This is a genomic window from Mycoplana rhizolycopersici, from assembly GCF_013378445.1.
Classification (GTDB): domain Bacteria; phylum Pseudomonadota; class Alphaproteobacteria; order Rhizobiales; family Rhizobiaceae; genus Mycoplana; species Mycoplana rhizolycopersici.
In genome coordinates this window covers 22348-36295 of sequence record NZ_JABXYK010000029.1, presented here as the reverse complement: position 1 = coordinate 36295, position 13948 = coordinate 22348, and the positions used below count along the sequence as shown (strand labels likewise).

Here is a 13948-nt window from a genome sequence, read left to right as displayed (position 1 = left end):
TTTCGTCTTGCCATATCCACTCCGCTCAAGAATGCCTGCCGGCTGGGGGCGACCGGCGGTCGCCCCCTGCCGTGTCTTCGAAGGGGATCAACCCTTGACCATGTTGCCCCAGTTCTCCTCGCTGTCGACATTCTCCTTCCAGATCATGACGGGCTGGATGAGCGTGTTCTTTTCGACCGGCTTACCGGAGAAGTGGTTTTCCATCTGCTCCACGATGGACGAGCCCATCGAGAACGGGTTCTGGCCGACGTCGGCGGTCTGCGTGCCCTCGCGGATGCGCTGCAAGCCAAGGGGCGTCCCGTCGAAGCCGATGACCGGGATGTGACCTTCTTCGCCGGCGAGCTTCAGCCGGTCGATCTGGCGAAGTGCGGAGACCACGCCGCGGATCATCTCGTCATTATGCGCCCAGATCGCCGCGACGTTCGGATCACGGGTGAAGGCATCAACCGTCAGGGTCTGCGCGGTATCGGCAGCCCACTCGGCCTTCAGCGTCTCGATCTTGATGTCGGGATATTTCGCTTCCATCTGCTCGTGGAAGCCCTGATAGCGCTTCTCCGACTGGCCGGAGCCGATCGCACCGCGCACTTCGAGCACCAGTCCCTTGCCGCCCGTCAGCTTTGCCACGGCATCCGCCGCCGCACGACCGCCCGCCACGTCGTCAAAGGTGTTGTAGGCGACCCATTCGCCTTCCGGCGGCAGGTTCTCCAGCATGAAGAGCGGGATGCCTGCCTCGTTTGCCTTGCGCACGCCACCCTGCAGCAGCTTCGCATCGACCGGGTTGAGCAGGATGATATCCGGCTGCTTGGACAGGACGTCGAGCATCTGGGTCGTCTGCGTCGAGGGATCGCCCTTGCCGTCATAGACGGAAATGTTCATGCCCTTCTCGGCGGCAAGCTTCTTGACGTGATCGACGAGCGTGACCTGGTATTCGTACTGGAGGCCGAAGGCGATATAGGCAAGGTTCTTGCCCTTGAGCGCGCTGTCTTCGGCAAGGGCCGCACCCGGAGCGGCGAGTGCACCCGTCATCATGAACGCGACACCGGCTGCGAGCTGCATGAGCGTCCGGCGTTTCATTGGCATTCTGGTCTTCGTGTCCATTATGTTTCCTCCCAATTGGACCCGTGGGCCACCCTCTTCGGGTGGCGTTCCCCATTCCCGCTTCACCGGAATTTTCGGCAAAGCGATTCCGTTCGCCCCGAAAGGCGCATGCGTGACGAACTGCTTTTCGTTGTTGCGGTGTGAGAGCGCCGCATCCCGTGTTGTCAGGCTTTCGGCGGTTGCTTCGATTTCGTCGCGATGACTTTCTTGCGCATGCCGGCTTCCAGATAACTTCGGCGATAGACATCGAGGGCGGCGGCGGCGGCGATGACGAGACCGGAGACGACGGAGTCCCAGTTCGGTGGCACGTTCAGAAGATTGACCGCATTTTGCACCAGGCCGAGCAGCAGCACGCCAAGCAGCATACTCCCGATATTTCCCTCCCCGCCGAACAGGCTGACGCCGCCGATGACCACAGCGGCAATGACCGCAAGTTCAAGCCCCTGCGCAGCCGTTGCAGCGCCCGCCTCGAACCGTGCAGTGATGAGAAGGCCACCGATCGCCGACATCAGGCCGGAGATCATGAAGGCAATAATGATGACACGCTCGGTCTTGATGCCGGCGAGACGCGCAGCGAGCGGGTTTCCTCCCGTGGCATAGATCGAGCGGCCAAAGGAGGTGCGCGAGAGCACGATCTGCGCAATCAGCGCCAGTACGAGCGTCAGCACGATCACGGCTGGAATGCCGAGAATACGCGCGGCCTGCAGGTCGACGAAGAACCGCGGTACCGGCGCGATATTTGTGCCGCCCGAGTAGATGTAGGCGAGACCTCTGCCGATGGTCATTGTCGCGAGCGTCGCGATAAGGGCGGGAATCCGCAGCTTGGTCACGGCAAGCCCGTTGACAAGGCCGATACCGAGACCGGCGAGAAGCGCGACCATGACGCCAATCTCCGGAGATAAGCCCTGGAACTGTACGAGCCCCACCGAAAGCACGGATGACAGAACAAGAACCGAGGCGATCGACAGGTCAATACCGGCGACAAGAATCACGAAAGTCTGCCCAATCGCTACCACGGCGATGATCGTTGCCGACTGCAGCACATTCTCGATGTTTCGCATCGTTGCAAAAACCGGGCTGAGTACGCTCATTATGGCGCCGCCAAGCAGGATGACCGCCAGCAAGCCGACGCTCTGCATCAGGTCGATGAACGAGATGCGCCCGAACAATCCCGGCGGTTTGCCGTGTCCGGCTGTTGCGATGTCGCTCATTTGCGTGTTCTCCAAAGTCATTCGTGTCTCCTGCGCGTCGTATCGAGGGCGCTCAGCCGGTCGTCGCGTAGCTCATGATGGTTTCGCTTGTCGCCTCCGCCCGCGTGAGCTTGGCGCAGATGCGCCCCGACCGCATGACGAGGACGCGATCGGACAGCGAGAGAATTTCCGGCAGCTCCGAACTGATCAGCAGGATCGCCATTCCGCTCTCCGCAAGCCGGACGATCAGATCGCTGATTTCCGATTTCGCCCCGACATCGATACCCTTGGTCGGCTCGTCGAGGATCAGGACCTTCGGGCGGCGTGCGAGCCAGCGGCCGAGCACGACCTTCTGCTGGTTGCCGCCGGAAAGGGTCGAAACCCGCACCTTCGACGACGCCGCCTTGACCGCCAGGCTCTTCATCTCGCGCGCGGCGATCTCCTCTTCTCTCTGGGAAGAGAGGAAGCCGTAGCGGGTAATCTGGTCGAAAAGGCTGAGCGTCATGTTGCTGCGCACGCTCATCAGCCCGACGAGGGCCTGCCGGCGCCGGTCTTCGGGAACCAGGCCGATGCCGGCATCAATCGCCGCCTTGGGATCGTTCGCGCGGATCGGCTGGCCGGCGATTTCGACGGTGCCGCTGTCATAGGGATCGATCCCGAAGATGCAGGCCGCAAGTTCGCTGCGGCCGGCCCCTACAAGGCCCGACATGCCGACGATCTCACCGGCGCGGACATCGAAGGAGATATCGTCCAAGAGCCCGTCGCGGGAAAGGTTGCTGACGCGCATCACAACGTCGCCGATAGGACGCGGCTTGTGCTCGGCTTCGCGCACTTCGCGGCCAACCATCATGCGGATGACCTTGTCGTGATCGAGATTTGCAATTGCTTCCGTCCCGACCAGACGGCCATCCCGCAGAACGGTGACGCGGTCGGCAATCGCGAAGACCTCTTCCAGCCAGTGCGAGACGAAGACGATGCCGAGGCCATTCGCCTTAAGATCATTGACGACCCGAAACAGGCGGTCGATCTCCGGCGGTGAAAGCGATGTCGTCGGCTCGTCCATGATGAGGATCTTCGAATCCTCCGAAATGGCGCGTGCGATCTCGATGAGCTGCTGGTCGGCAGGCGACAGGCGCCCCGCCGGCGTGGATATGTTGAGATGGGGCGCAACGCGGGCGACGGCGGCACGCGCCCTCTGCTTCTGCGCCTTCCTCGACACCCAGCCATAGCGGCCGGGCCAGCGGCCGAGCATGATGTTCTCCGCCACCGACATGGCCGGAACGAGATGGGCATCCTGATGGATGGTGGCCACACCAATGCGGTGCGCGGAGGCAGGGTCGGCCTGCAAAGCCACGCCGTCGACCGTGATTTCGCCGCGGTCAGGCGTATAGAAGCCAGCCATAAGCTTGATAAGGGTCGATTTCCCGGCACCGTTTTCGCCGAGCAGCGCCGTGACTTCACCGGCCCGCACGTCGAAGTCGACATTGTCGAGGGCCAGAACACCCGGGAACCCCTTGGTGACACCGCGCGCCACAAGTATCTGGCGCGGCGCGTCAATAGGCTGCGCGGCATCGAACGATGTCTCGAGCGCACTCACGACAAGCCTCTCGCCGTTCCAGCCGGAACGCACAAAAACTGCGACATGGATTTTCCTCCTGCGAAGGCAACGCCACTCCCGGGGCATGCCCATGGCGGAGCCCAGACCCCACCGATGACGACAACGCTAGAGGCGGCCTTTCAACTTGTCAACTGGTCAAGGCACCGTACCAGTGAGATTTCTTTCGCCGACACCTTGGGTTGTGTATACGGGCCTTAAGGCCCGTTTTGGCGAAACCACTTCCAGGCGGCTCGGCGACCGAAAGATCGGGATTGCAGTGCAAAAGTCACCAAGAGTCACACGGAGATAGCGCATAAAATTGGAATATCAGCGTATTTTTCGCGAAAATCTGCGCCTGCCACGTCACCCCACCCAGAAACTTCTCTCGCGGCCGCGAACGAAATTTTTGCAACCGGGGAGGTGACAGGGGGGCTGGAATGGTTTAACTGGACTATAAATCGGGCCAGTCGGAGTACCCCATGTCGAGCCTACCGCTCTCGCCTCTTCACGAGACGATACACAAGCAGACCGCCAAGGAAATGATTAGGGACAAGATCGTTTCCATGATCGCGTCCGGCATTCTGCAGCGCGGCGACGAGTTGCCAAGCGAGCGTGAACTGTCGACGATGCTGGCGGTCAGCCGTGAGACCGTGCGCGGTGCGGTGCAGCTTCTTGCCGGCGAAGGTGTGGTCCAGGTCTCCCAAGGGGCGCGCACCCGTGTCGCTCGCGTCGACGTGACAGTCGGTGCGCAGCGGATCGGCGTGACCAATCCGACATCGATCAACGGCTACAGCCTGGATGCCGTCCATGCTGCCCGCCTTCTCGTGGAAACCGCTGTCGCCGCCGATGCCGCCCGGCACCTGAGCGAAGATGACATCCAGCGGCTCGAAAACTCGATCGCGGCCCAGGAAGAAGCCTTGAACGATCCCGTGCGCTTCCTGATCTGCGACCGGGAGTTCCATCTCACGATCTACTACGCCTCGACGAACCGGCTGCTCGCCGATTTCGTCGTCGATCTCTATACCTACATGCTCGACCATCGCCGTATCGCCATGGCCGAGCCCGGTGCCATCGAAAAAAGCCTCGAGGACCACCGCTTCATCGTCAGGGCGCTCAAGATGCGCAATCCGGATGCGGTTGCTGCAGCGTTCTCCGAGCATATCCTGAGAATTCACGACACGTCGCGTGCCGTCGGCGAAAGCACGCACGGAACGGCGACCAGGCCGCCGGCTGATCCGGTTTCCTTCAAGCCCGCCGGTAGACCGTAAGGAGCAAGCCTACATGCATATATTGATCATTGGTGCGGCCGGCATGATCGGCCGCAAGCTTTCGTGCGCCCTCGCGGCAGCGGGCACCGTCAACGGCAGAGCAATCCAGCGCATGACGCTTGCCGACATTGTCGTGCCGGAAACACTGGATTTCGACGGCGAGATCGAGACGGTCGCGACCGATCTCTCCCGGCCGGGCGCCGCTTCGGCGCTTATCGCCAGTCGGCCGGATCTCATCTTTCATTTTGCCGCTGTCGTATCCGGCGAGGCCGAGGCGGATTTCGAAAAGGGCTACAGCGTCAATCTCGACGGAACGCGCGCGCTCTTCGAAGCGATCCGCCTTGCCGGCCTCGAGCGGCCCTATACGCCGCGGGTCGTTTTCACCTCGTCCATCGTCGTCTTCGGCGAGCCGCTGCCACCCGTCATCAGCGATACCCATTGCGTGACCCCGCTGACGAGCTACGGCACGCAGAAGGCGATCTGCGAACTCCTTCTTGCCGACTATTCCCGCCGGGGCATCTTTGATGGCATCGGCATACGGCTTCCGACAATCTCCATCCGCCCGGGCAAACCGAACAAGGCGGCTTCCGGCTTCTTCTCCTCGATCCTGCGCGAACCGCTGATCGGCGAAGAGGCCGTGTTGCCAGTCAGCGAGAATGTCCGCCACTGGTTTGCCAGCCCGCGCGCCGCCACGGGGTTCCTGCTGCACGCCGCGGAGATCGATACCGGTTCGCTCGGCCAGCTCAGGACCATCACCATGCCCGGCCTTTCGGCAACGGTCGGCGACCAGATCGAGGCGCTGCGCAGGGTGGCGGGCGATGCTGCGACACGTCTGATCCGGCGCGAGCCGAACGAGACGATCGCCAACATCATCTCCGGCTGGCCGCAGGGCTTCGACACACGCCGTGCGGAGGCCCTGGGCTTCCACGCCGAGGCCTCCTTCGAAGAAATTATCCGCGTCCATATCGAGGACGAGCTGGAAAGCAGGCTTCCGGAGAGGGCCTGACCATGCTGCTTGGCGCCATTGCAGATGATTTCACAGGAGCCAGCGACCTTGCCAACACATTGGCCAAGGGCGGCATGGCGACGATGCAGTTCTCCGGGATCGGACAGGAGATCCCCGCCTGCGAGGCAGGCGTCGTTGCGCTTAAGACGCGCTCGGTGCCTGTCGCGGATGCGGTCACGCAATCTGTCGAGGCCGTGAAGTGGCTGCTCGATGCAGGATGCGAGCAGATCATCTTCAAATATTGCTCCACATTCGACTCCACCCCCGAAGGCAATATCGGGCCCGTGGCAGAAGCCCTGCTGGATCTGTTGGGTGAAGAGACGGCCGTCGTCTGCCCCGCCTTTCCAGGCGCCGGCCGTCGGCTCTTCATGGGGCATCTCTTCGTCGGCGACCGGCTGCTTTCGGAAACCGGCATGCGCCATCATCCTCTGACGCCGATGACCGACCCCGATATTCGCCGCTGGCTTGCCGTTCAGGCCAGATACCCGGTCGGCAGCGTGACACTCGATACAGTCCGCGATGGCGCTGAAGCGATCCGCGCGGCCTTCGCCCACGAGAGAAATGAAGGACGCCGGCTGATCGTTACCGATGCCGTGGATGATGCGGACTTGCTGACAATCGGCCGGGCGGTCGCCGGTCAGCGCCTCGTCACAGGTGGCTCCGGTATCGCGCAGGGCCTGCCCGCCAATTTTCGGGCACAGGGCAAGCTTTCCGCCTCAGCTTCGGAAATCCCGGCGGTGGCTGGCCCTGCCATCGTCCTCTGTGGGTCCTGCTCAACAGCCTCCCAAAACCAGGTCGCAGTTTACGCGAAAAACCATCCTGCTTTCGCGCTCGACCCACTGGCGTTGATGCGTGGCGAGATCACTGTCGACGCCATGACGCGCTGGATACACGAGCACAAAGACCAAACCCCGATCATCTATTCCACCGCAGCGCCGGAAGCGGTGTCGGATGCGCAGGCCCGGTTTGGCCGCGAAACGGTCTCCGGCCGGATCGAGGATTTCTTCGCCCGCCTTGCCCGCCATCTGGTCGATACCGGCACAAGCCGCGTCATCGTCGGCGGCGGAGAGACTTCGGGTGCGGTCGTGGAGGCCTTGCAGCTTCCCAGCCTGCAGGTCGGGCACGAAATCGACCCCGGTGTTCCGGTTCTCGTTGGCTGGCGAAGCGGTCACGTCGGGCTGGCCCTCAAGAGCGGCAATTTCGGCGCGCCAGATTTCTTTGAAAAAGCAGTTGCAGAGGTAGGTCGGCCATGAGCGAAGATGCCATTCGCGAAAATATCGTGCGTTGGGGGAAGTCGCTTTTCGACCGTGGACTTACGGCCGGCTCCTCCGGCAACATCTCCGCGCGTGTCGATGGCGGCTATCTGGCGACACCGACGAATTCCTGCCTCGGCTTCCTCGACCCTGCGCGGCTCTCCAGGCTTGACGTAGCGGGCAACCACGTTTCCGGCGACCCGCCGACCAAGGAACTGCCGCTCCATTTTGCCTTCTACGAAGGCCGGAAGTGCGGCGCGGTAGTGCATCTGCACTCGACCTACGCGACCGCCCTCTCCTGCCTTTCCGACACCGACCCTGCTGACGCGATTACACCGATCACACCCTACGTCGTGATGCGCGTGGGCCGCGTCCCGGTCGTGCCTTATACGCGTCCCGGCTCCGCCGAGATCAGGCCGCTGATTGCGCCGCTCATTCCTGACCACGGCGCGGTTCTTCTCGAAAACCACGGCCCCATTGTTTCCGCGGCCACACTCGATGGTGCCGTCTATGCCATCGAGGAACTGGAAGAAGCGGCGAAGCTTGCCCTGCTCCTGCGCGATCTGCCCGTCAGGCGCCTCCCGCAAAGCGCAGTCGATGACCTCAACGCCACATTCAAGCTGAGATAGACGATGCCTCGTTTTTCCGCCAACCTTGGTTTTCTCTGGCAGGATCGCCCGCTTCTCGAACGGATCGATGCCGCGCATACCGCCGGGTTCCGCGCAGTGGAGTTGCACTGGCCGTACGACACGCCACCGGAACTGGTCCGGGCACGTTGCGCCACACACGGTCTCACGCTTCTCAGCATCAACACGCCGCTTGGGCGGACAGAACTTGGTGAGTTCGGGCTCGGCGCGTTGCCGGGTCGCGAGGCGGACTTTCTGGAAGGCTTCAACGTGGCTCACACCTGGGCCACCGCCGCCGGGGCCTGTGCGATCCATGTCATGGCGGGTGTCGTCGCGCCCGAGATGCAGGCGGCTGCCCGCGAGACGTTGATCGCCAACCTCCGGACAGCGGCCGCCGTGGCGTCTGAAATGACCCTGCTGCTAGAAGGGCTGAACCAGCATGACAAGCCCGGCTATTTCTATTCGACGCTGGCGGCCAAGGCCGCGATCATCGCCGCCGTCGGTGCAGGGAATGTCAGGATACTGTTCGACGCCTACCATGTCGGTCGCTCCGAGGGCGACGTGTTCGGTAACCTGCGGCGCCATCTGCCGCTGATCGGCCATGTGCAGATCGCCGCCGTGCCGAGCCGCACGGAGCCGGATGAAGGCGAAGTCGACTATGCCCGCTTTTTCGATGATCTGGATCGCCTTGGCTATGCCGGCTGGGTGGGCTGTGAATACAAGCCACGCAGCGATACCGACAGCGGGCTCGGCTGGCTCCGGAAAATGAACGCCACACTATCCTGAGGAAAAACCATGCTCGCCAAGAAAACCACGCTCACACTGGAAGCCGCCAAGGCGATTGCGGCAGCCGCGGAAGCGGAATCGAAAAAGCTGGGGCTCCGGCTGGTCATCGCCATCGTCGATGACGGCGGCCACCTCGTCCTGCTGCAGCGTGATGACAATGCGCAGGTCGGCAGCGTCGAGATCGCGACGCTCAAGGCGCGAACCGCCGTGCTCTTCCGCCGTAACACGAGGGATTTCCAGGATGTCGTCGAAGGCGAAGGTCGGCTCGCTCTCCTGTGCATTCCCAACGGCGTACCGCTCGATGGCGGCGTCCTGCTAAAGGCCGGAGACGAGATCATCGGTGCCATCGGTGTCTCCGGCGCAAGTGACGAGGCGGACGGTGATGTCGGCCGCATCGCTTCGTCGGTGCTGGCAAGCCACTAACTGGTGTCAGGGTCTAAAAAGCTCTTGAACAGATACGAACCCGCGACCCGCAGATATCCTAACGGCCCAATGCACTAAATATCGATGATAGTGTCCATGGATATAAAACCAAACGCCGAATGTAACGACATCGCATTGCATTATGGTCCGTTCGAAAACTTAGCGCCCTGCAAAACAGAGCGCTCAGTCCTGATCGTCAGGATCAAACAGACGGAACGACGCGTTTGCGCTGAGCGCTCAGTCCATGTGACTTTGCAATCAGATCGGCCGCCCGCTCACCGATGACAACACAGGGCGCCATCGTGTTGCCGGTAGTGATCCGCGGCATAATCGAGGCGTCCGCAATGCGAAGACCCTCGATGCCATAGACCTTGAGCTCATTGTCGACGACCGACATGTTGTCACGTCCCATCTTGGCGGCGGAGGTTTGATGCCAGTAAGTGACGGCCGAGCGTCGGATGAAATCAATCATTCCTGCTTTGTCGCGCGCACCTGGAGCTGTTTCGCCTGTCACCAACCGGGAAAAGCCCTTGCTGTTACCGAGTTCGCGACACATCTCCACCGCGGCCAATGCGGCAGCCATGTCTTCCGGCTCGCTAAGGGAGTTCGGGTCGATCAGGATAGGATCGTTTATGTTAGGACCTGATAGCCGCAACCGACCACGGCTTTTCGGCTGGGCAAGACCATTGAACATCGTCCAGCCGTGTTCCGGCGTTTCGAGACCGGTCTCAAGGGGCGACGGAACTGCGAACTCTAACTGACATTGAAGGATGTCCGGGCCGGACAGACGCGCGTCACTCTTCCAGTAGATGTTTGCCTCGCAGCCGCTACCGCCAACGGCCTCCGGTTTGCGGTAGGCCCAGGTACAGCCGAAAGCGATGTGATCCTGATGATTGCGACCGACGCCTGGCAGGTGCTGTACGACGGGAATGCCATGCGGTTGCAGCTCGTCCTCCGGGCCGATACCGGACTGCATAAGGACCTTCGGCGTATTAATCGCACCGAGTGAGAGCACCGTTTCGCAGTGCGCCATAAACCGGCGCCGCTGACCGTCAATCACAGCTTCCACACCCCTCACCCGTGTGCCATCGAGAATAAGACGCGTGACCAGCGCATCGGTCATCACGGTCAGGTTCGGGCGTGGCAGCAGCGGACGGACGTAGGAATCGAATACCGACTCCCGCTTGCCATCCCGGATGCGCAGTTCAGCAATCGATGCGCCGCCGGGGGCTTCCATCATCTCGCCGTTGGTTGAATCGAAGATCGGAACGCCCATGGCTGACGCAGCGCTCAACAAGGCTTGCGCTATCGGCTGGGGAGACAAAGGCTGCGCCACATGCACAGGCCCGCCTGTTCCGCGACGAAGTACGTCCGGAGCGCCCTGCCAATCTTCGATCCGGCGATAATAGCCGAGGACGGACTCATATCCCCAGGCGTCATCACCGGCCTCTGCGGCGAAGTAGTCCCAATCCGCCTTGTGACCTCTCGCCCAGACCATGACGTTGATGCTTGAGCCGCCGCCAAGTCCCTTGCCCATGCTGAGAGGAAGTCGCCGACCATCCAGACCAGGCGTCGCTTGTCCGACAAAGCCCCAGTCGCGGTTCGTTCCTAGATTGAGCGGCCATTGCGCAGGGTTCGATACGGTTTCGGATTGATCATCGCTACCTGCCTCGAGCAGGAGAACGCTGGCGTTGCCATCCTCTGCCAGTCGTGCTGCGACAACCGAGCCGCTGGACCCGGCGCCACACACGATAAAGTCGAAGACAGCGCCAACCATGTCATAAGGGAAAGACATATATTCAGGTCCATTTTTGTCATGGGCATTCAGGTTCACGTGAGGTCCTCCGTGAATTGATTGAGTTGAATTTGCTGAAGTCTGGGACGCGAGAGCGAGAAAAAGCCCATGGATTTGGGTCAGGGATCCGGCGTGCCGCCGATCTCACTTCTACCGCGCCGAACCATTTAGGATAATTTTATCAGCGCTATCGGGAGGGCGCTCGACCGTCCCGATAGCGCGAAGCCGATCATTGCTTTTTGGCCGACGCTGTCTTGGCTGCCTGATCGATGGTATCGGCGACGACCGCCGGCTGCGTCATGAACAGGGCGTGGCTTGCCGACACCTTGGTGATCTTCGCCTTGATGCGCTCCGCCATGTGCATCAGCATGGCCTGGTCAAAGGCCTTGTCCTCGGTGGCGATCACGGCCCAGCTCGGCTTGATGCGCCAGGCGGCATTTTCGAGCTTCGTGCCGAACGCCGACATGTTGATCGGCACCTGCGAAGCGCTCATGAACGCGGCTTCGGCATCGCTGACGTCATGCGCGAACCCTGCCTTGAACTTTGCCGGGCTGACATAGCCGAAACCATCCTTCGTGGTCTCGATGACAAACTCAGTCGCAGGCGCAAATCCTTCGTATTGCTGAGCCGTTGTCTCGCCGGCATCGGGGGAGAGAGCGGAGACGTAGACGAGGCCCGCAACCTTCGTATCGATGCCCGCTTCCGTGATCACGGTTCCACCCCAGGAATGTCCGACGAGAATAACCGGACCGTCCTGCCGCTCAAGCGCGCGCTTGGTAGCTGAGACATCGTCAGCAAGCGACGTCAGGGGGTTCTGCACGATGGTGACGCGATATCCGCGTTTCGTCAGATTATCGTAAACGCCCCTCCAACCGGAACCGTCGGCAAAGGCGCCGTGAACCAGAACGACGTTTTTCACGGCTTGATCTTTCGGCATGGTGTCGGCTGCATTCGCCGATGGCAGAGCAACCGATAGTGAGGCTGCAGCAGCGATTGCGGAAATGGTTGTGATGGACTGGCGTGTCATGGCGTTCTCCTTTTTCTCTATGCGATAACTATTATCGCGATATCTATTAAGTTTCACATCTTGATCTGCCCGTCAACATAATTCTTATCGCGATATTGGTTTTCGTGATAAGTTCGATTATACTGATGTCTACAGGAGTTCAGCATGACCAAACCCCATAACGATCCCCCGCCCCTGCGCGACCAGCTGTGCTATGCGATCCACACCGCCGGCATCGCTATCCAGCGCGCTTACAAGCCGCTGCTTGACGAGCTTGGACTGACCTATCCGCAATATCTCGTCCTGAACGTTCTCTGGGCGGAAGACGAGCAGACTGTCGTTTCAATTGCGGATCGGCTTGCTCTCGAATCCAGCACGTTGACGCCCCTATTGAAACGCCTGGAAGCCGCCGGGCACCTGCGCCGGACCCGCAACGCGAACAACGAGCGTCAGGTTCTGGTGGCGCTCACAGATCAAGGCCGTGCCTTGCGGCACAAGGCAGGCTGCCTCAGCGATACCTTGCTGGCAGCCTCGACGCAGACACCACCGGAACTCGCTGCCTTGAACCAAGACGTGCGGCATCTTCGGGACGCGATCTACTCGCAGATCGGCGGGTGGGACGCACCCGCCTGACCTGCAAGAGTAGTCGATGGCCAGCTCAAGCGGTCGGAACGGTCCCGCCATCGATCACATGCTCGGTCCCGGTAATCGATGCTGCTCGATCCGAGGCAAGAAACGCAATCAGATCGGCAACCTCTTCCGGTTTTGCCGGTCGTCCAAGCGGTATGCCGCCGAGGGAGTTCATGATCACCTGTACTGCAGCGTCGTACTCGATGCCGGCTTCCGCGGCGATGCGCAGGGCCAAGCCGTTGGCCCCCGGATCGGCGATCCAGCCGGGAGAGACCCGTACGACCCGCACACCCTTGGGAGAAACCTCTTTGGAGATGCTTTTGCTGTAGGTGTTGAGGGCTCCCTTGGCCGAAGCATAGCCGGTGGTCGCCTCCGGCAGAGGTAGGTTTCTTTGGATCGAAGTAACGTGGATGACCACGCCGCTTCCCTGAGTGAGCATTCCGGGAATGAGCGCGCGATCCAGCCTAACGGCCGGGAAAAAGTTAAGGTTGAACTCTTTCTCCCATTCCTCGTCGGTGAGGGCGGCAAAGCCACCTGAAGGGGCCGAGGAGCCGCCCAGCACGTTCACAAGAATATCGAGGCCGCCGAGTTCTTTCTGCACCGCGTCGACGACGGTCTTTACCCCCGCCGTGGTGGTCAGGTCGGCTTCGACGAACGCCGCTCCAGCGAAGTCAGCAGGCTTCTTACGAGCGGTAGTCAGTACGCTGGCACCGAGCTCCTCGAACAGCGCCACGGTGGCAGCGCCGGCCCCCGAAGTGCCGCCAGTGATAAGGGCGCGACGGCCCTGCAAGGTGAGGAACTGTGTCATATGGTGATCTCCAGTTCAGCGACCTTGTCGCCCGCGAGGACGAAGAAGAAGCGCAGATCAATGGGGCTGCCCGGGAAGTCGCCGACGGCATGGGCGGTTACCTGGGTTTTCCCGTTTTCGGTGGTCATGAAGAAGGGCTCCACCGTATAGCTGTATTGCTGCGCTTCATCAGCCATCCATGCGCGGATGGTATCACGGCCTCGGTGCGTGAGGCCTTTATCTTTCACGACGCCGTTCTCGGTGAACGTAGCAGCGATCGCATCCGGGCTGCCTGTCCGGTCGGCCTCGAAATACGCTTCGATGGCCTTGGGTAGATCCATTGTCATTGGTTCCTCCAATCCTGGTCCAGCCTCTGCCAGCTGAGGGCGCCGCCCCTTACAGAAGGCGATGAGGGCAATCTAAGACAAGTCGGTTGACACGATAATCAGGATAAAAGAGGATGAGGAATTTCGAAAAGAGGGA

General features: G+C 61.3%; 14 protein-coding genes. 7 read left to right on the top strand and 7 right to left on the bottom strand.

Translation table 11 applies throughout. The features are described from left to right. Positions 1–87 precede the first annotated feature (87 nt). The 3 genes from HV823_RS25530 to HV823_RS25520 all read right to left on the bottom strand — a co-directional run bounded on the left by HV823_RS25530 (position 88) and on the right by HV823_RS25520 (position 3885). Entirely contained in the window at positions 88–1080 is a 993-nt protein-coding gene (locus HV823_RS25530; RefSeq protein ID WP_246301990.1) for a sugar ABC transporter substrate-binding protein, read from the bottom strand. A gap of 182 nt (positions 1081–1262) precedes the next feature. Beyond that, a complete protein-coding gene (locus tag HV823_RS25525) occupies positions 1263–2330 on the bottom strand; it encodes an ABC transporter permease (protein WP_246301983.1) in 1068 nt (355 codons plus the stop codon). A 31-nt stretch (positions 2331–2361) separates the two neighbouring features. Beyond that, complete coding sequence (locus HV823_RS25520) at positions 2362–3885, bottom strand: sugar ABC transporter ATP-binding protein (protein WP_343052080.1); 1524 nt, start codon at positions 3883–3885, stop codon at positions 2362–2364. A gap of 479 nt (positions 3886–4364) precedes the next feature. On the opposite strand from HV823_RS25520, the gene HV823_RS25515 reads away from it, so the two are divergent. From HV823_RS25515 to HV823_RS25490, 6 genes are read left to right on the top strand one after another with little or no spacing between them, the layout of a single operon-like run. Next, positions 4365–5153: a FadR/GntR family transcriptional regulator gene (locus HV823_RS25515; protein WP_246301981.1), complete on the top strand. Its 789-nt coding sequence runs from the start codon at positions 4365–4367 to the stop codon at positions 5151–5153. Between the two features lie 13 nt (positions 5154–5166). Further along, positions 5167–6159 carry a D-erythronate dehydrogenase gene (denD, locus tag HV823_RS25510; RefSeq protein WP_176952491.1) on the top strand — a complete coding sequence of 331 codons (993 nt, stop codon included), beginning with the start codon at positions 5167–5169 and terminating at the stop codon, positions 6157–6159. Between the two features lie 2 nt (positions 6160–6161). Further along, entirely contained in the window at positions 6162–7412 is a 1251-nt protein-coding gene (otnK, locus tag HV823_RS25505) for a 3-oxo-tetronate kinase (RefSeq protein ID WP_176952490.1), read from the top strand. Continuing rightward, positions 7409–8041: a 3-oxo-tetronate 4-phosphate decarboxylase gene (otnC, locus tag HV823_RS25500; protein WP_176952489.1), complete on the top strand. Its 633-nt coding sequence runs from the start codon at positions 7409–7411 to the stop codon at positions 8039–8041. Before otnK ends, otnC begins: the two co-directional genes overlap by 4 nt. Before the next feature lie 3 nt (positions 8042–8044). Continuing rightward, positions 8045–8824: a hydroxypyruvate isomerase family protein gene (locus HV823_RS25495; RefSeq protein WP_176952488.1), complete on the top strand. Its 780-nt coding sequence runs from the start codon at positions 8045–8047 to the stop codon at positions 8822–8824. 9 nt (positions 8825–8833) lie between these two features. Further along, positions 8834–9247: a GlcG/HbpS family heme-binding protein gene (locus HV823_RS25490; protein WP_176952487.1), complete on the top strand. Its 414-nt coding sequence runs from the start codon at positions 8834–8836 to the stop codon at positions 9245–9247. Positions 9248–9449: 202 nt separating this feature from the next. Here HV823_RS25490 and HV823_RS25485 read toward each other — a convergent pair whose 3' ends face one another. Both HV823_RS25485 and HV823_RS25480 read right to left on the bottom strand, forming a co-directional pair. Next, complete coding sequence (locus tag HV823_RS25485; RefSeq protein ID WP_176952486.1) at positions 9450–11081, bottom strand: GMC family oxidoreductase N-terminal domain-containing protein; 1632 nt, start codon at positions 11079–11081, stop codon at positions 9450–9452. A gap of 190 nt (positions 11082–11271) precedes the next feature. Next, positions 11272–12069 carry an alpha/beta fold hydrolase gene (locus HV823_RS25480; RefSeq protein ID WP_176952485.1) on the bottom strand — a complete coding sequence of 266 codons (798 nt, stop codon included), beginning with the start codon at positions 12067–12069 and terminating at the stop codon, positions 11272–11274. 144 nt (positions 12070–12213) lie between these two features. On the opposite strand from HV823_RS25480, the gene HV823_RS25475 reads away from it, so the two are divergent. Further along, complete coding sequence (locus HV823_RS25475) at positions 12214–12681, top strand: MarR family winged helix-turn-helix transcriptional regulator (protein ID WP_176952484.1); 468 nt, start codon at positions 12214–12216, stop codon at positions 12679–12681. A gap of 25 nt (positions 12682–12706) precedes the next feature. On the opposite strand, the gene HV823_RS25470 is transcribed toward HV823_RS25475, so the two are convergent. Further along, entirely contained in the window at positions 12707–13486 is a 780-nt protein-coding gene (locus HV823_RS25470) for an SDR family oxidoreductase (RefSeq protein WP_176952483.1), read from the bottom strand. After that, the gene (locus HV823_RS25465; RefSeq protein ID WP_176952482.1) at positions 13483–13812 is read right to left on the bottom strand and encodes a nuclear transport factor 2 family protein; all 330 of its coding nucleotides are present in this window, start codon (positions 13810–13812) and stop codon (positions 13483–13485) included. The genes HV823_RS25470 and HV823_RS25465 overlap by 4 nt, the downstream gene beginning before the upstream one ends. Between the last annotated feature and the right edge of the window lie 136 nt (positions 13813–13948).

Excerpts from the sequence above, each read along its gene's own strand:
- HV823_RS25530 (WP_246301990.1), bottom strand. The coding sequence starts at position 1,080 with ATGCCAATGAAACGCCGGACGCTCATGCAGCTCGCAGCCGGTGTCGCG.
- HV823_RS25525 (WP_246301983.1), bottom strand. The coding sequence starts at position 2,330 with ATGACTTTGGAGAACACGCAAATGAGCGACATCGCAACAGCCGGACAC.
- HV823_RS25515 (WP_246301981.1), top strand. The coding sequence starts at position 4,365 with ATGTCGAGCCTACCGCTCTCGCCTCTTCACGAGACGATACACAAGCAG.
- denD (WP_176952491.1), top strand. The coding sequence starts at position 5,167 with ATGCATATATTGATCATTGGTGCGGCCGGCATGATCGGCCGCAAGCTT.
- otnK (WP_176952490.1), top strand. The coding sequence starts at position 6,162 with ATGCTGCTTGGCGCCATTGCAGATGATTTCACAGGAGCCAGCGACCTT.
- otnC (WP_176952489.1), top strand. The coding sequence starts at position 7,409 with ATGAGCGAAGATGCCATTCGCGAAAATATCGTGCGTTGGGGGAAGTCG.
- HV823_RS25495 (WP_176952488.1), top strand. The coding sequence starts at position 8,045 with ATGCCTCGTTTTTCCGCCAACCTTGGTTTTCTCTGGCAGGATCGCCCG.
- HV823_RS25490 (WP_176952487.1), top strand. The coding sequence starts at position 8,834 with ATGCTCGCCAAGAAAACCACGCTCACACTGGAAGCCGCCAAGGCGATT.
- HV823_RS25480 (WP_176952485.1), bottom strand. The coding sequence starts at position 12,069 with ATGACACGCCAGTCCATCACAACCATTTCCGCAATCGCTGCTGCAGCC.
- HV823_RS25475 (WP_176952484.1), top strand. The coding sequence starts at position 12,214 with ATGACCAAACCCCATAACGATCCCCCGCCCCTGCGCGACCAGCTGTGC.
- HV823_RS25470 (WP_176952483.1), bottom strand. The coding sequence starts at position 13,486 with ATGACACAGTTCCTCACCTTGCAGGGCCGTCGCGCCCTTATCACTGGC.
- HV823_RS25465 (WP_176952482.1), bottom strand. The coding sequence starts at position 13,812 with ATGACAATGGATCTACCCAAGGCCATCGAAGCGTATTTCGAGGCCGAC.